The organism is Nguyenibacter vanlangensis, assembly GCF_038719015.1.
Taxonomy (GTDB): Bacteria; Pseudomonadota; Alphaproteobacteria; order Acetobacterales; family Acetobacteraceae; genus Gluconacetobacter; species Gluconacetobacter vanlangensis.
In genome coordinates, this window is sequence record NZ_CP152276.1 from 4,421,801 (window position 1) to 4,437,649 (window position 15,849).

The 15,849-nt window shown below is 67.2% G+C and carries 13 protein-coding genes and 1 pseudogene; 1 reads left to right on the forward strand and 13 read right to left on the reverse strand.

Going from position 1 to position 15,849, the window contains the following annotated elements:
- Window positions 1-47: 47 nt before the first annotated feature.
- From AAC691_RS20645 to AAC691_RS20655, 3 genes are read right to left on the reverse strand one after another with little or no spacing between them, the layout of a single operon-like run.
- Window positions 48-1,043 carry an ABC transporter permease gene (locus AAC691_RS20645; RefSeq protein ID WP_342628291.1) on the reverse strand — a complete coding sequence of 332 codons (996 nt, stop codon included), beginning with the start codon at window positions 1,041-1,043 and terminating at the stop codon, window positions 48-50.
- Window positions 1,044-1,080: 37 nt separating this feature from the next.
- Entirely contained in the window at window positions 1,081-1,854 is a 774-nt protein-coding gene (locus AAC691_RS20650; protein WP_342628292.1) for an ATP-binding cassette domain-containing protein, read from the reverse strand.
- A 9-nt stretch (window positions 1,855-1,863) separates the two neighbouring features.
- Entirely contained in the window at window positions 1,864-2,793 is a 930-nt protein-coding gene (locus tag AAC691_RS20655; protein ID WP_342628293.1) for a substrate-binding domain-containing protein, read from the reverse strand.
- 175 nt (window positions 2,794-2,968) lie between these two features.
- Here AAC691_RS20655 and AAC691_RS20660 point away from each other — a divergent pair, with 175 nt between their 5' ends.
- Window positions 2,969-4,012 (forward strand): LacI family DNA-binding transcriptional regulator, encoded by a 1,044-nt coding sequence (locus AAC691_RS20660; RefSeq protein ID WP_342628294.1) that lies wholly within the window; start codon window positions 2,969-2,971, stop codon window positions 4,010-4,012.
- A gap of 36 nt (window positions 4,013-4,048) precedes the next feature.
- Here AAC691_RS20660 and AAC691_RS20665 read toward each other — a convergent pair.
- From AAC691_RS20665 to cysQ, 10 genes and pseudogenes are all read right to left on the reverse strand, one after another.
- Window positions 4,049-4,656 (reverse strand): annotated as a pseudogene (locus AAC691_RS20665) (hypothetical protein).
- Between the two features lie 146 nt (window positions 4,657-4,802).
- On the reverse strand, window positions 4,803-5,690 hold the full coding sequence (gene rsmA, locus AAC691_RS20670; protein WP_342628295.1) for a 16S rRNA (adenine(1518)-N(6)/adenine(1519)-N(6))-dimethyltransferase RsmA: 888 nt from the start codon (window positions 5,688-5,690) through the stop codon (window positions 4,803-4,805).
- Window positions 5,691-5,725: 35 nt separating this feature from the next.
- Window positions 5,726-7,078, reverse strand: coding sequence for a peptidylprolyl isomerase (locus AAC691_RS20675; RefSeq protein ID WP_342628296.1), 1,353 nt, complete (start codon window positions 7,076-7,078; stop codon window positions 5,726-5,728).
- 25 nt (window positions 7,079-7,103) lie between these two features.
- Window positions 7,104-9,428, reverse strand: coding sequence for an LPS-assembly protein LptD (locus tag AAC691_RS20680; RefSeq protein WP_408906028.1), 2,325 nt, complete (start codon window positions 9,426-9,428; stop codon window positions 7,104-7,106).
- Window positions 9,429-9,466: 38 nt separating this feature from the next.
- Window positions 9,467-10,579 (reverse strand): LPS export ABC transporter permease LptG, encoded by a 1,113-nt coding sequence (gene lptG, locus AAC691_RS20685; RefSeq protein ID WP_323990459.1) that lies wholly within the window; start codon window positions 10,577-10,579, stop codon window positions 9,467-9,469.
- A complete protein-coding gene (lptF, locus tag AAC691_RS20690) occupies window positions 10,576-11,769 on the reverse strand; it encodes an LPS export ABC transporter permease LptF (protein WP_176641066.1) in 1,194 nt (397 codons plus the stop codon). Before lptF ends, lptG begins: the two co-directional genes overlap by 4 nt.
- Window positions 11,770-11,900: 131 nt before the next feature.
- Window positions 11,901-13,346, reverse strand: a complete 1,446-nt coding sequence (locus tag AAC691_RS20695; RefSeq protein ID WP_342628297.1) for an FAD-binding oxidoreductase — start codon at window positions 13,344-13,346, stop codon at window positions 11,901-11,903.
- Between the two features lie 75 nt (window positions 13,347-13,421).
- A complete protein-coding gene (locus AAC691_RS20700; RefSeq protein ID WP_342628298.1) occupies window positions 13,422-13,955 on the reverse strand; it encodes a hypothetical protein in 534 nt (177 codons plus the stop codon).
- Window positions 13,956-13,974: 19 nt separating this feature from the next.
- Complete coding sequence (locus tag AAC691_RS20705; RefSeq protein WP_342628299.1) at window positions 13,975-14,946, reverse strand: L-threonylcarbamoyladenylate synthase; 972 nt, start codon at window positions 14,944-14,946, stop codon at window positions 13,975-13,977.
- Between the two features lie 45 nt (window positions 14,947-14,991).
- Complete coding sequence (gene cysQ, locus AAC691_RS20710) at window positions 14,992-15,807, reverse strand: 3'(2'),5'-bisphosphate nucleotidase CysQ (protein WP_342628300.1); 816 nt, start codon at window positions 15,805-15,807, stop codon at window positions 14,992-14,994.
- Between the last annotated feature and the right edge of the window lie 42 nt (window positions 15,808-15,849).

The window sequence follows — 15,849 nt, forward strand, 5'->3', positions numbered from 1 at the left end:
TCATGAGCCGGCCGCCGAGGACGCCGATGGAACCGGTTCCGGCATTTTCAGTCGTCATGATCGCTTTTCCCGATTCCGAAGATGACTCTGCCCTTGAGGGTCATGTTGATCCAGATAGCGCCGATGGTGATAAGGCCGGTGAGGATCTGGGTGAGGAAGGGAGAGACGTGGGCGAGGATGAGGCCGTTCTTCAGGCAGGCGAGGGTGAGGATGCCCAGAGCCGAGCCGATGACGGAACCGTAGCCGCCGGCGAGGCTGGTGCCGCCCAGGACGACGGCGGCGATGACGTCGAGTTCGAAGCCGACACCGATATTGGACGAGGCGCTGCCCAGCCGTCCGGTCATGAGGATGCCCGACAAGGCGGCGGCGAGGCCGCTGAGTGCATAGACAGTCAGCGAGACGCGGCGGACGTTCACGCCCGTCCGGCGCACGCCCTCCTGGTTGGAGCCGATGCCTGTGACGTAGCGTCCGAAGCGGGTGCAGTGCAGGGTGATACCGGCGGCGGCGACGCAGCCGAGCATGATGACGGCGGGGACTGGAAAGGGGCCGATCCAGCCGCGTCCCGGCCATTCGAGCAGGGGTGCGTTTTCTGGCAGCGGTAGGGAATAGCCCTGGGCGATCAGCAGGGAAAGCCCGCGAAAGACGGACATGGTGGCCAGCGTGACGATGAAGGGCGCCATGCCGATGCGAGTGATCAGAAGGCCGTTGGTCGTACCCGCTACAGTTCCTGCCAGCAGCGCGCCCGCCAGGGCCAGGACGGAAGGCAGGTGCCAGAATGTGGCAAGGACAGCCATGGCGATCCCGCTGAACGCGGCAACCGCACCGATGGAAAGGTCGATGCCGCCAGTGGTGATGACCAGCGTCATTGCCGCGGCGGAAATGAAAGACCCGGCATTCTGGCGCAGAATGGTCAGAAAGTTGGCCAGGGATAGAAAGGAGGGCGCGCAGAACGAGAAGATCAGAACGCACACCAGCAGCAGGCAGACCACGCTGGCCAGGCCAGGTTGCCGTTCGAGCAGCAGGGCGGCCTTGGGCAGGCGCATGCGCCGCGCGGCATTTTGTTGGGGCGTGTGGGGCTGCCTAGTATGCGGAACGGGCATGGAAGCGCTCTCCCACAATCAAATCGACGAGTTCTCCGATATTGGTGTCGCCGATCCGTCGCTCGGCGGCGACGATACCGTCGCGGATGACGGCGACCCGATCACAGACATGGAAGAGATCCTGGAGCCGGTGCGTGATGAGAATCACGGTCACTCCCTGGTCACGAAGTTTCTTTATTAAATCAAGAACGGCTTCGACCTCCATCACGGCGAGCGCCGCGGTGGGCTCGTCCAGGATCAGCACGCGGGGGTTGAAGGCAGCGGCACGGGCGATGGCGATTGCCTGCCGCTGGCCGCCGGACAGGCTGTCCACGCGGGCGTGCGTGTCGCGGATCACCACCCCCAGGCCCTGGAGCATCTCCGCGCTTCGCCGATGCATCGCTCCCGTGTCGAGGAAAGGAAGTCCGAGAATACGACGCGTGGGCTCACGCCCCATGAAAAGATTGCCCGCGACATCGATCGAGCCACACAGGGAAAGGTCCTGGTAGACCATATGAATGCCGGCATCCTGCGCGTCGCGCGGCGAGGCGAAGTGGCAGGGCCGCCCATCAATGAGGATCTCGCCGCTGCTCGGCGCCAGGGCACCGGAAAGGATCTTGGTCAGGGTGGATTTGCCGGCACCGTTGTCGCCTAGCAGGCCAAGCACTTCGCCGTGGCCGATGGACAGATCGACTCCGCGCAGCGGCGTGATGGCACCGAAACGGCGGGTTATGCGCCGCATGTCCACGGCCGGGGCGACGGAAGGATTGGTCATGGCTGCACATCACAGGATGCCGTGAGGATATTGGGGGGTGACGATGGTCGCGGGAACGATGATGTCGTGGGGGACTGGCATGTCGTGCAGCCAGTGGTGGACGGCCTTTACCGCCGCTTCGCCCATGCGGACGGTATCCTGAACGGCGGTGGCAAGGACGATGCCGTCGCGCAGGCCCTTGTTGATCTCAGGAGACATGTCCCAACCGGCCAGGTGGACGGTCCTGCGTGGTGGGCTGGTTTGCAGGGCGGAGAGCGCGCCGATCATGGCAGGCTCTCCGGTGGCGTAGATCAGGTCGAGGTCCGGCGCGGCGGCTAGCAGGTCCTCGGCGGCTGTCTGAGCTGAATCGAGGATGTTCTGGCCATCGACGAATCCGGATACATGCATGAAAGGCGCCTCCTTTTTCATGGCATCGAGAAAACCGCTATAGCGCAGGGTCTGAATGTACGAACCGGTGGCGCCGATGATGCCGATGCGGGTAGGCTGGACGAGGCCGGGCTGGAGAAGGGCATCGAGCAGGCGCGCGGCGGTGCGGATATTGTCGACGCCGATCTGGGCGATGGTTTTTCCGGCAACGATGGCGTCGATCGCAATGACGGGCACGTTGAAGCGGCGGGCCGTGTCGATCGCATCGCGTACACCATAGACATCGATGGCACAGAGCAGGATGGCGCTGACCTTCTGCTGAGCGTAGGTTTCGATGGCGTCGGACTGGGCGACAGGGCTGTTGTCGGCGTCGAAGACAGAGAGGGTATAGCCGAGGCGATTGCACCCGGTTCGGACGCCACGGGTGATTTCGTTAAAATATTCCGAGGATTCCGTCGTCTGCACCAGCGCGATATGCACGCTGCCCGGCTGTGGCGTTCCGGCCCGGCAGATACCCGGCAGACACATCGTTAACGCGCCGTAGAGCAGTTTTCGTCGATGAACTGTCAGCATGGCATCCGGTCCGCGGGTCGGGAGGTGGACGACGGCACCGGTTCGCTGGTTTTTGGTAAACCGGTTTATCCAATGAAATCGGATACGCATTCCGTTGTCAAGCCGTGATGATTGGGGCCGCCGTTGTGCGCGCGGGGATTGGCGATTAGTATGAGGCCCGGATCGATGCGGCTTCATGTCCCGGTCCTTGATGTGCTGGACGCTGCTGATGAAGAAAAAGGCGCCTACCATTCAAGATGTCGCCGACAAGGCGGGTCTTTCGAAGGCGGCTGTCTCGCGATACCTGAACAAATCGATCAGGCTGCCCCAGGACACGGGGCGCAAGATCGACGAGGCGGTCGAAGCCCTGGGCTATCGGCGTAACCTGCTCGCCAGGCGGCTGAGCAAGGGCGGCAGCGAGACGCTCGGGCTGGTGGTGCCCGAAATTTCCAACCCCTTCTTTTCCGAAATGGCGGAAGCCGTTGAGCAGACCGCGTCGGAGCGGGGCTATAACCTGATCCTGGGAATCAGCCGGAACCATCCGGAGAAGGAACTGGGTTTTCTGCGTTGGATCGACGATTCAATTGTCGATGGGTTGCTGTTCGTGACGAACCGGCCCGACAATCGGCGCCTGCAGCTCGAGATCCGTCGTTACGACGAAGTGGTCATTCTCGATGAGGATATTCCTGGCACAACGCAAGACAAGGTATTCTGCCATAATGTCGAAGGGGCATACGATGCCACCCGGCATCTGATCGAGACCGGGCACAGGTTGATCTTTCACGTAACGGGCCCTGCCTCCCTGATGAGTGTACAGGAGCGTCTGGAGGGGTTCCGGTTGGCGCATCGGCAGGCCGGGCTTGCGTGTCCCGACAGCCATGTCTTCCATCACGACTATACCCAACAGTTCGGTCGTGAGGTGGTCCGGGAAATTCTGGCCCGCCCCGCGCGACCGGACGCGGTATTCGCCGCCAGCGACTACATCGCGATCGGGATGCTGGAAGAGTTGCGGCGCCATGACGTTCGTGTTCCCGACGATATGTCAATCGTTGGTTTTGATGACACCGCGCTGGCCGACCTGGTTACACCGAAGCTGACGACGATCCGGCAGGATGCGGCCGAGTTGGGGCGGATCGGGACCGGACGCCTTTTGGATACGCTGGCGCGCCGCGACAAACCACGCGACATTATACGAATCGCGACGGCTCTGGTGATACGCGATTCGGTATCCCACCGATGATGTTGAGCATCCGGTAATTCCGTAGGTCTGGACAGATCATTTCACCGCTGCGAGAGCCTGATCGAGACGATAATTGCTGTGTCGGATTCGTTCAATTGCTGGATCAAAGCCGGCTTCGATCTCTTCTCGCATCGATGTTCGATCCCTCAACGCGATGACGCGATTGATCGGTGATGCGCCAGCAAGCGGGTATGGGGACGTGCAGTCACTCTGCAAAGGCGGCCATCAGTGTGTTGGGTGCACTCGACCTTGCCAGTGAGATGAGGAGAACACGGCGGGATCGGGCGACACTTGATGTCCCAGTCACGCAAGCGCTACTGGACGGCCTCCGCGAAGAATTCAAGCCCTCGATCAGTCTGCACGCGCTGTATGCCAAAGGGCATTTTGTCGATAACGCGATCAAGGAAATCGAGCGGTTTTTTTCTGTTCGACGGCGATATACGCCCAGTAATTTGTAGCGCGAGCAGTCGTCGAACTCGATCACCCGGTATGGGGCGGTTATATCGTCTCGTTCCTGCCATGACGAACCAGCACGCGATGGATTGTATCGAGTGACTGTGTCAGATCATGGAGATGCCACACCGTCGGCAGACGAAGCTCGCATCGCCACATTGCGCGTATAGTTCGACCCACCCGCGCCCGATTACTTGAAAATTAAGCAGGAAAATTGAAACGATGTCGTCGAATCTCACCCTTATCAAGGTAAGGAAGCGTATTGCGACCATTCCCTTGGTATGGGTGCGGTCATCATGGCCTGAAATGCGACACGGAACCAGCAGGGAAGAAACCCCTACGCATCCCCCCGCGCGACATGGCAGCGCGCCAGCCGGTCGAATTCCGCGATCTCCAGCGTCTCGGCGCGCCGCGCGCCGTCGATCCCGGCCGCCGCCAGCAGCGCCTCGCCGCCGATCGGGCGCAGCGAACCGCGCAGCATCTTGCGCCGCTGCCCGAAGGCGGCGGCCGTCACCTGCTCCATGGCGCGGAACAGCGCGGGCGCCGGTTGCACCGCATGGGGGATCAGGCTGACGACCGCCGAATAGACCTTGGGCGGCGGCGAGAACGCGCCGGGCGGAATACGCATCACCAGCGCGCAGCGGCAGGTCCATTGCGCCAGCACCGCCAGGCGCCCGTAATGGGGCGTGTCCGGGGCGGCGCAGATCCGCTCGGCGACCTCCATCTGGAACATCAGCGTCAGCCGCTCCCACACCGCCGCCTGGCGCAGCCAGCCCACCAGCAGCGGCGTGCCGACATTATAGGGCAGGTTGGCGACGACCTGCCGCGGGGCAGGGCACAGTTCGCTCAGGTCCCGCCGGGTGGCGTCGGCCTCCACCAGGCGCAGCCGGTCGGGATAACGCGCGGCCAGTTCGGCGATCACCGCCACCGCGCGCGGGTCGATCTCCACCGCCGTCACCGTCTCGGCGGCACTGTCCAGCAGCGCGCGCGTCAACCCGCCCGGCCCGGGGCCGACCTCCACCACATGCCGCCCCGCCAGGTCGCCGGCCAGCCCGGCAATCCGCGCCACGATCCCCGGATCCAGCAGAAAATGCTGCCCCAGCGCCTTGCGCGCATCCAGCCCATGGCGGGCGATCACCGCGCGCAGCGGCTCCAGCCCCGACCCCTGTTCCAGCTCCTGACCCGCCCCGTCCGGCCGCGCCCCTGGCGTGCGTTCAGCCGACATGCGTTCGGCCCCGGTCACAACGCGTTTCCCGTGACCTAGACCTTCGACCGCATGTCGATGATCGCCCGGCGGCGCAAATCGCGGTCCAACTGCCGCGATGCCTGCTCGACCCGCTCGTTCAGCAACTGGTCGGCAATCTCGCTGGGCGTCTGCTGGGCGAAATTCTTCTGCTGGCGCGCACAGATCATCAGCACGTCGATCCCGTCGGTGGACACCAGCGGATGGCTGGCCTGCCCCACGGGCAGGTTGGCCAGGACCTGCTGCATCTGCGGGTTCACACGCTCCAGTTGCACATCGCCCGGATTGGCCGCGCGCTTGTCGCCATATTTATGGTTCATCGCCTCCAGCTCGGCACAGGAATGCACGGTCGCCGAAATCTGCTGCGCCTCCTTCAGCATCTGCTTCTGCTGGTCGGTCGGGTTGTGCGGGTCCAGCGCGCTGGTGAAGGGCAGGAACGCCTGGCGCAGCGAAACCAGCGTGCCCATCTGGTGGCCGATGACCCGCCGCCCGCTCAGCGTCGCGATGACATAGCCGCCCGCCACGCGGATCGGGTTGGAAATGGCGCCGATCGGCATCTGCCGCGCCACCGCCACGACCTCGGGGTCCAGGCTGTCTTCCTGCATCCACCCCATCATCCCGCCTTCCAGCGCAGTCTGGTTCTGCGAGAACTGGGCGGCGACGATGGCGAACGGCGCGCCGTTGCGCAGTTCCTGGATGATGGTCTGGGTGAATTTCAGCTCGTCTTCCGAATGGCGCGGGTCATCCACCGGAATGAAGATCTCGCTGATCAGATATTGTGGCTTGCCGTCCTCCTGCCGCAGCGCCGCGTCGCGCTGCGCGATCTCGGCGGCCGTGATGCGCGCGCGCGATCCCATCTCCTCGCGCAGCACCTGGGTCCAGCCCAGTTGCACGCGGATCTGGTCGATCAGCGTGGTCAGCGAAATCCCATCCTGGGCCAGCCGGTCGCGCAATGCGTTGTGCGGCATGCCGTTGCGGCGCTCGATATCGCCGATCGCCGCCGCGATCTGCTCGGGCGGCACGTTGATATGGCGCGACAGCATCTCCGCCTGGCGCAGCCGCTCGTCGATCAATTGCCGGACGATCTGCGGGCGCAGCCGCGCCATCACGTCCTCGCTCAGGTTCAGCCCGGCCGACAGCGCGAACAGCCGCCCGCGATTATCGACGTCCCGGCGCGTCAGCACCGTGCCGTTGATGACGGCGATGATCGAATCCTGGTCGACCGCGGCCGGCGCGGCCGCCGCGACGGGGGCCGCCGGCTTCGCATGATGGGCGGCCAGCGCCGTCCCGGCGGCGCAGCCCACCAGCCCGGCAGCCAGCACCCTGGCCAGGATCGTCGAGGAAAGAACGGTCTTCTGGGGGCGTCGCATGGGGCTCGGTCTCTTACGCATCGGGTCAGCCATGGATACCAAAGGCACCGATCGTCTTGAAGGTCAGGGTGAACATGATGGTCGAATTGCGCTGCTGGCCGCCGATCGAGGTATATTGTTTGACATACATGATGTTGAAGCCGAAGCAGTCGTTCTGGTACCCGGCATTGCCGCCCATGGCGACGAATTGCTCGCGCGACAGGCTGCGCCGCACGAAACCCGACACGTGATAGGCCGCCCAGTTGGCCGACGCCCCCATCGTCAGTTCGTTGGTCTTGACGTAATAGGCCGCCGGCGGGCTGCCCGTCTGGACGTTGGTGGCATAATAGTAATAGGGCGTCACCGGTTCATAGACATAGCCCCCGGTCACATGGAAATGCGTCAGCCCGGTGCTCAGCAGCGCGTCGCCGAAATCGACCCGCTTGGCATAGGGGTCCACCCGCACGCGCCCGGTGAAATCGACGAAACGGTTCGGCGCCAGCCGCGCCCGCGCCACCACGTCGGACAGATGGTGGCTCAACCCCGAATAGGGGATGCGGTTCCGGTCGATATGCTCCTGGACGCTCTCGCCGACCAGCGTGTCGATTTCATGGCCGTTCCAGGTCCAGTTGCCATGCAGCCCGAAATTGCCGCGCAGCCCGCCATCCAGCCGGTCCGTGCCGGCATAGCGGTTCAGCGAGAACAGCGTCGAATCCGTCAGCTCATAGGCCAGGCTGTCTTCGTTGGGCATGTTGCGCGTGCGGCTGTTGCCGCTGTTGGGCGCCGCGATCACCTGGGCGATCGGCTCCAGGATCTGCGTGCCCCTTCCCTTGGCGAAGGTCCGCAGGAACGGCCAGTTCATCCGCAGCGCCATGGTCGGCAGGGCCTGCCCGCTGGTGGCCGATCGTTTGGTCAGGCCGTACAGCGGCTGCTCGTTCAGGTCGGTCGCCTGGTACAGCGTCGAATCCAGGCGCAGCGTCAGCTTCCACAACTGCCCCAGCCGGTTATGGAACGGCCGGTCCCAGTTCAGCGCCAACTGGCCCCGCTGGTCGCTCACGCCGACGGTGCGAAAGACGTAGAAATCGGTCGTATCCACCGACAGCCGCCCGCCCAGCGCATCGGGCTGCCCGAAATAGCTGTAGGTAAAGCGCGGCAGCACCCACGGAAGCTGGTTGTTGTTGATGGTGCCCTGGTTCAGGCCCTGATAGGCCTGGGCGTCCACGCGGGCATAGGCCCCGGTCCCGAACCCTTCCAGATAGACGTTCGAGGCCAGCGTCTCCTGGCCATACCCGGTCACGCGGTAATCGCGCATATAGTTCGCGGACGTCGCCAGGTTGATATTGGCGCCCGTCCGCCATTCGCGCGAGATCGATGCCTGGGCCTGCGCGAAGACGAAGCCCTGGATGCCGTGGTCGTTGGTCGATCCGGTGGTGTTGCCGAACGTGTTGACGAACGCGCCCTCGCGGTGCGTGTCATAGGCCAGCCCGGCCAGGATGTTCAGCGTGCCGAAATTCAGCGCGTTGCGGTACTGGCTGCTGACCTGCGGCCCGGTCCGGGTCGACAGCAGGGCCTGGATCGTCATGTCCGACTGCCCGTCGATCACCCAGTAATACGGGATGGTGGCATAGCTTCCCAGATACCGGTCATAAGGCGTCAGCCCCGGCGTCAGAAAGCCGCTCTGCCGCTTCACCGACGGATCGGACATCGAAAAGACGGGCAGGTACATGACCGGAATGCCCAGCATGTCGATATAGGCGTCGCGGAACTCGATGCGCTTGTGCTCGGTATCGTCGATCGCGTCATAGGCCCGCAACTGCCAGAAGGGCGGGCGCTCGGGGTGCTTGGCGCAGATCGCGCACGCCGTATAGACCGCCCGCGCCAGGTCGTTGACCTTCGCGTCCGTGCGGCGCATGCCGTTGGCGGCCAGCTTGGCGTTCTCGCTCATCAGGGCGTGCACGCGGGTCATGATGCCATTGCGCATCCCGCCGCTCAGCTCGGCATAGTCGCTGAACAGCACGGTGCCGTCGGGCTGGACCAGCGCGACATTGCCCTTCGCCGCCGCGAGGCCGGTATTGCGGTCATAGGTCACGGTGTCGGCGCGCAGCACGTGGTCGTTCTGCCAGATCTGCACATTGCCCGACCAGGTGACGATCCCGTTGGCGTTGTCGTACGTCACCTTGTCCGCCTGGAACGTCACCGGCTCGTTGCCCGAGGCCGGCGCGCCCGTCTGGACCTGGATCGGCTTGGTCGATATCGCCTGCGCATGGGCGCGATGGACCTGGATCGCCGCGCCCAGCAGGGTGCTGCCCAGCATCGTGGCGGTCAGCAGGGTTCCGCGCGCCTGCGCATGCCGGCCCGCAACGGGGCCCATAAGGCGGACTGACGGGCGGCGGGATATCGGGTTCGGCATTATCCGTCTTCTAGATGAAGCAGAAGCGACACTGCAAGGCACAGCCCGGCCCCCGTCGGCGCCCAGGCCGCCAGAAGCGGCGGCATGGCACCCGATTCGCCGAACTGCGCCGCGACCTTCGAGATCGTGAACAGCGCGAACCCCGCGGCGACGCCGCCGCCTATCATTCGCGCCACCCCGCCGCGCCGGGTCGGGCGCATCGAAAACCCCGCCGCGACCAGCGCCATCGTGCCGGCCAGGATCGGCAGGGTCAGCAGCGACTGGAAATGCAGCCTGTGCCGGATGGACGAAAACCCCGACCGGTCCAGCAGCGCGATGAATCCCGGCAGCGCCCATACCGACAGCGTGTCGGGCGAGGCGAAGCTCTCCTGCACCCGCGCCACCGTCAGGTCGGTCGCCATCACGAAGCGCCCCACCGGCTGCGGCAGATGGTCCGCCCGGATCGTCCGCGCATCCTCCAGCACCCACACCCCGCGGCCCAGGCGCCCGCGCGGCGCCTCCACGCGTAGGATCATATGGTCGGTATCGTCCAGCCGGAAGACGCTGACCCCGCTGATCTCCAGCACGCCCGCCTGCACGTGCACGCCGCGCGCATGCAGGATGGCGACCCCGTGCGGCGCCAGGCCGGTATCCGCCTGGCGGATCCACAGCGCCCCGCCCGACAGGTCCAGCGGCCCGCCGCCGCTGCGCAGATAGACATTGTCCAGCGTCTCCGCCCGCCGGTACATCAGCGACGACAGCGGCGACAGCGCGGCCGTCGCCAGCCCGCCGATCAGCAGCGCGCAGGCCAGCGGCCCGGTCAGGAACTGCCAGGCCGAAATCCCCGCCGCGCGCGCCACGATCAGCTCGGACGACCGCGTCAGCCGCCAGAAACACACGATCCCGCCCAGCAGCACCCCGAACGGCAGGATCTCGATCATGAAATACGGGACATGCAGCCCCGCGATCTCGCTGACCAGGCTGGTCGGCACGTTCGGCCGCGTCGCCGCCCGCCGGAGCAGGTCGATGAAATCGAACAGCGAGACCAGCCCCGTCAGCGACAGCACCATCGCCATCACCGCCAGCGTGAATTGCCGCGCGATATAGAAGGACAGTGTGACGGAAACGGTCATGGGCGCGCCGGCTCCGCCGGAAGCGGCCCCGCGCCCCGCGCATCGGGCCCGCTCGCACCGCGCTGCCGCAATTCCGGCACGAACAGCAGCGCCGCACAGATCAGCCCCGGCAGGATCGCCTCGATCCACATCAGCGGCACCAGCGCGATATTCCGCCCCGCCAGGTTCTGCACCAGCAGGCTCAGCGCCAGCAGCCCCACCACGCTCATGATCGCCACCGCCGGGCGGATGATGTTGCCATGGCGCGAGAACGCGCCGCGCAGCACGCTGACCAGCCCGATCATCGCGAACGAGAAGGCGGTGAACGGCGCCGTCAGCCGCCGCCACGCCTCGACCGCGAACTTGCCCCGGTCCCGGGGCGCGACCACGCGGGGGTCGGGATGCAGCAATTCGCGCAGCGACATCTCCGCCGCGTCGCGATAGCGCGCCTGGTCCCCATGCCCCGACGTCAGGTCGATCGTGTTGCGGTCGAAGGTCAGCACGTTCAGCCGCCCGGTCCGGCGGTCGATTTCCTGCCGCGACCCGTCGAACAGCACCACGCGCGGCTGCTCGCCCACCACCAGCATCACCCCGCGCTCGGCCAGGATGGTCGACGGGTTGTCGGGCTGGCGGTCGTCCTCGACCAGGATGCCGTGCAGGGTCCCGTCATGGTCGCGGCTGCGCACATAGACGGTCATCGTGTCCGACACGGGGGTGAACACTCCCTCCTGCAGCAGGAAGGCCGCCATCCGGTTGCGGATCTGGAACTCGTATTGCTTGAAGGCATGGAACGACATCGGCACGATCCACAGATTCAGGACCATGCAGGACGCGACCGACAATCCCGCGCACAGCAGCCCCGGCCGCGCGATGAAGAACGGCGACAGCCCCGCCGCCCGCATCACCGTCAATTCCCGGTCTCCCGCCAGCCGCTGATACACGAACTGCACGACCACGAAGGTCGTGATCGGCAGGATCACCGCCACGAAGGACGGCACCAGCATGCTGGTCAGCTCGACGAACACCCGCAGCGACAGGCCGCGCTCGACCACCAGCGACACGAAATGCAACGATTGCGTCAGCCAGATCAGCGCCGCCAGGCCGCCGGTCGTCGCCACCAGCGCCGCCAGCAACTGCCGCAGGACATAGCGGTCCAGCATCGGCAGCCGCGATCGCGGCGACGGACGGTCTTGGGGCGGGACGATCGACATAGGGCTGTGTAGCTCCCCCCGCGCCTCGGCGCCAGAGCCGGTCGTAACCCCGCCGGCCGTCACCCCGCCGGCCGTCCGGCCCGTCATCCCGGTCGCCCTCCCGATGGTCACTCCGATCGTCACCCCGATCGTCAGGCGGGCGGGAAGATCGCATCCGGGTTCATCAGTCCGGCGGGATCGATCGCCCGCTTGATCCGCCGCATGGTCTCCAGTTCGGCGCCGCCGCGCCACGCGGGCATCATATAGGGCTTCAGCCGCCCGACCCCGTGTTCCGCCGAGAACGATCCGTCCAGGTCGCGCACGACCGCCGCGACCGCATCCATGATCGCATGGTCTTGCGCCAGGAACGCGGCCGGGTCCATGCCCTCCGGCTGGACCAGGTTGAAATGGATGTTCCCGTCGCCGATATGGCCGAACGGCGCGGGCCGAATCCCCGGGATCAGCGCCGCGCACGCGGCACTCGCCCGTTCGATCAGCGCGGGCACCTTCGACACCGGCACCGACACGTCGTTCTTCACGCTGGCCCCGGCCCGGCGCTGGGCCTCGGCATGTTCCTCGCGCAGCTTCCACAGCGCCAGGCGCTGGGTCTCGCTCTCGGCGATCACCGCGTCGCTGACGGTCCCCGCCTCGAACGCGCCGCCCAGCACCGCCTCCAGCGCCGCGCGCAGATCGGCGTCCCGGCGCGGTGTCGCCAGTTCCACCAGCACATAGGCCGGCGCCGGCTCCGCCAGCGGCAGGCTCGCCCCGGGCACCAGCCGCGTCACCAGTTCCATCCCCGCGCCCGACATATATTCGAATGCCTGGATCAGCGCCGGGTCCTGGTCGCGAAACGCGGCGAACAGCGCCAGCGCCGCATCCGCGTCGGCCACCGCGCACAGGGCGGCCTCGACCGCCCGCGGCTGCGGCTGCAACTGCAGGATCGCGGCGGTGATAAAGCCCAGCGTCCCCTCCGCCCCCACGAACAGATGCCGCAGGGCATAGCCGGTATTGTCCTTGCGCAGCCGGCGCAGCCCATGGAACACGCCGCCATCCGGCAGCACCGCCTCCAGCCCCAGCACCAGTTCGCGCGCATTGCCATAGCGCACGGTGTTGTTGCCGCCGGCATTGGTGGCCAGCACGCCCCCGATCTGCGCCGATCCTTCCGACGAAATCGACAGCGGCAGCAGCATCCCCGCCGCGCGGGCGGCATCCTGCGCCGCCTTCAGCGTGACCCCGGCCTCGACCTCCATCGTCTGGTCCACCGGATCGATCCGCCGGATGCGGTTCATCCGCGACAGGCAGATCACGACCTCACGCCCGCTCTCGTCGGGCGTCGCCCCGCCCACCATGCTGGTATTGCCGCCCTGCGGCACCATCGCGACGCCCGCTTCGGCGCACATCGCCACGACGGCGGCCAGTGCGGCGCTGTCCGCCGGGCGCAGCACGGCGGCGGCGCGCCCCCGATACAGCGCGCGCCAATCGGTGCAGTACGGCGCGACATCCGCCTCGGCGGTCAGCATGCCGGACGGACCCAGCAGCGCGCCCAGACGGTGCAGCAGCGCGGCGGACGGGGCGTTGGGCAGCGAACGGTCGGTCATGGCAATCGGGATTCCGGTGGTCTGGGGCAGGGGGCTGGGCCAGAGAGGGCGATGGTTTGGCGGGGGGCGCGGGGGTCAGTCCGCCGCCACGGCCCGGTCGGGCAGGGCGGGCAGGTTCAGCACGTGCAGCATCTCGGTGCCGGCTATGCCGGCCAGCGCGCCGATCGCGAACGCCAGGGCCACCGCCGCCCGGCGCGGCGCCGCCGGGCGCGCCTGCATCATCGACAGCGCCGCCTGGCTCTCCGCCCGCGCCTGCTGCGTCAGGTACAGTTGCGAGCGCAGTTCCTCGTTGCGGGCCCGCGCGCTGCGCAGATCCAGGTCCAGCTTGTTCAGGCTCTCGGTCAGTTGCGAAATCCGCGCCCGCGCCGCCTGCATCTCCTGCGCCCCGGCGCCGCGCGGCGCGCGGGGGCGCGGCTGGGCGCGGGCCGGCGGGTTCGGCGCGATCGCGGTGAACAGGTTCTTCAGCGCCCCGCCGGTCGTGCCGTTGCGCCGCGCCCGGTTGCGGATCGCCTCCAGCGCGTTCGCCGACTGTCCCGGCTGGTCCTCCAGGACCAAGGCCAGGATGTCCGACAGGATCTTCAGTTCCTTGGGGTCGAGTTTGTCGCTCATGGATGCTGCGCGCGATCCCTCAGCCCGGCCGGGGCGACGCCGCCCGGCGCAGCCGGTCGCGAATGGCCAGGCCCAGCCCGGTACGCGGGATCGGCATCGCGGCAATCCGCGCCAGCCCGCGCCGCGCTCCCTCGCTGTCCAGGAAACGCAACCCCGCGAACAGCCGCGACGCCGCCTCGTCCAGATGCCCCTCGGGGCTCAGGTTCCAGGTCAGCCCCCCGCCCGGCAGCGCCGGGCCGAAGGCCAGCAGCGCCTCGTCCGGCGCGACCTCCGTGGCATCCAGCCGCACCGTCAGGCCCGGCGCGTAATGCGACGCCAGCCGCCCGGGCGCGGCCGGCAGCGTGTCGGCATAATCGTCGGGATGCGAGACCGGGCCGCAGATCTCCGCCAGCGCCTCGACGGTCACGCCGCCCGGACGCAGCAGCACCGGCGAATCGCCGGTCAGGTCCAGCACCGTGCTCTCCACGCCGACGGGGCAGGGGCCGGAATCCAGCACCGCGTCGATCCGCCCGCTCAGGCCCCGCAGCACGTGATAGGCATCCGACGGGCTGACCTTGCCCGACAGGTTGGCCGACGGCGCCGCCACCGGCCGCCCCACGGCGCGCAGCAGCGCCGTCGTCACCGCGCCGCGCGGCACGCGCACCGCCACCGACGGCAGGCCGGCCGCCGCCAGGTCCGAAATCGTGCAGCCCGGCCGGCGCGGCAGCACCAGCGTCAGCGGCCCCGGCCAGAACCGCTCGGCCAGCCGGCGCGCCAGCTCGTCCGGCGCCGCCTCGGCGAAGGCGGACTCGGCATCGGGGAAATGGCTGATCAGCGGGTTGAAGCGCGGCCGTTCCTTGGCCGCGAAAATCCGCGCGACCGCGACGTCGCTGGTGGCGTCCGCCCCCAGGCCATAGACGGTCTCGGTCCCGAACGCCACCAGGCCGCCCGCGCGCAGCAGGGCCGCCGCCCGGGCGATCCCGGCGTCATTTGCTTCCAGGCGTTCCGTCATGTCCGCGCCATCCGCTCCCTTCCGCCGGATGATAATCCCAATCGCTCACGAATGCTCCCGCTTTCCCACGCAGACGAAATGCGGATTGCGCCAGTCCGGCTTGCCATAGCGCAGCGGCGACCCGTCCAGCAGGGTCACGCTGCCGCCCGCCGCCTCGACGACCGCCTGCGGGGCGGCGGTATCCCATTCCATCGTGGTGCCCAGCCGCGGATACAGGTCGACCAGCCCCTCCGCGACGCGGATGAATTTCGCGGCCGAGCCGATATTGCCCAGATGCGCGATCCGCTGCCCGCCCAGAAACGCCGCCAGCCGCGGATCGTCGGCATAATGGCGCGATGCCAGCACCGTCAGCCCCTCGGGCGGAATGGCGCGGGCGGCGATCGCGTGCGCGCCCGATTCGTCGATGCGCCGGGCGCCGGTCGCGACATGCGCCGTGTAAAGCTGGTGATAGGCCGGCAGCGCCACCGCGCCCAGCACCGCCCGCCCGCCGCGCACCAGGCCGATATTGACGGTAAAATCATCGCGCCCGGCAGCGAATTCGCGCGTGCCGTCCAGCGGATCGACCAGCCAGAAGGTCTCGCCCGCCTCGATCCGCACCCCGGCCGCCGCCTCTTCCTCGGCGATGACCGGAATATGCGGGGCGGCCGCGCGCAACCCCTTCAGGATATGGGCCTCGGCCGCATGGTCGGCCTCCGTCACCGGCGAGGAATCGGATTTCGTGACCGTCTCGAAACCGCGCCGGCGAATGGCCCGGATCAGCTCCGCGGCCTCGCCCGCCAGCCGCGCGGCCAGGTCCAGCAATGCGGCGTCGCCGGGTTGCAGCAGAGCGGGTTGCGCAAGAGATGGAGATTCGGAATTCATGCCTCCCGCTTACTCCACTCATGGCCGCGCGTCATGCGCCTT

What these genes read in the sequence shown, in the direction of transcription:
- AAC691_RS20700 (WP_342628298.1), bottom strand. Translation starts at nt 13,955, where the DNA reads ATGAGCGACAAACTCGACCCCAAGGAACTGAAGATCCTGTCGGACATC.
- AAC691_RS20650 (WP_342628292.1), bottom strand. Translation starts at nt 1,854, where the DNA reads ATGACCAATCCTTCCGTCGCCCCGGCCGTGGACATGCGGCGCATAACC.
- AAC691_RS20695 (WP_342628297.1), bottom strand. Translation starts at nt 13,346, where the DNA reads ATGACCGACCGTTCGCTGCCCAACGCCCCGTCCGCCGCGCTGCTGCAC.
- rsmA (WP_342628295.1), bottom strand. Translation starts at nt 5,690, where the DNA reads ATGTCGGCTGAACGCACGCCAGGGGCGCGGCCGGACGGGGCGGGTCAG.
- AAC691_RS20645 (WP_342628291.1), bottom strand. Translation starts at nt 1,043, where the DNA reads ATGCGCCTGCCCAAGGCCGCCCTGCTGCTCGAACGGCAACCTGGCCTG.
- cysQ (WP_342628300.1), bottom strand. Translation starts at nt 15,807, where the DNA reads ATGAATTCCGAATCTCCATCTCTTGCGCAACCCGCTCTGCTGCAACCC.
- AAC691_RS20675 (WP_342628296.1), bottom strand. Translation starts at nt 7,078, where the DNA reads ATGCGACGCCCCCAGAAGACCGTTCTTTCCTCGACGATCCTGGCCAGG.
- lptG (WP_323990459.1), bottom strand. Translation starts at nt 10,579, where the DNA reads ATGACCGTTTCCGTCACACTGTCCTTCTATATCGCGCGGCAATTCACG.
- AAC691_RS20660 (WP_342628294.1), top strand. Translation starts at nt 2,969, where the DNA reads ATGTCCCGGTCCTTGATGTGCTGGACGCTGCTGATGAAGAAAAAGGCG.
- AAC691_RS20680 (WP_408906028.1), bottom strand. Translation starts at nt 9,428, where the DNA reads ATGGGCCCCGTTGCGGGCCGGCATGCGCAGGCGCGCGGAACCCTGCTG.
- AAC691_RS20705 (WP_342628299.1), bottom strand. Translation starts at nt 14,946, where the DNA reads ATGACGGAACGCCTGGAAGCAAATGACGCCGGGATCGCCCGGGCGGCG.
- lptF (WP_176641066.1), bottom strand. Translation starts at nt 11,769, where the DNA reads ATGTCGATCGTCCCGCCCCAAGACCGTCCGTCGCCGCGATCGCGGCTG.
- AAC691_RS20655 (WP_342628293.1), bottom strand. Translation starts at nt 2,793, where the DNA reads ATGCTGACAGTTCATCGACGAAAACTGCTCTACGGCGCGTTAACGATG.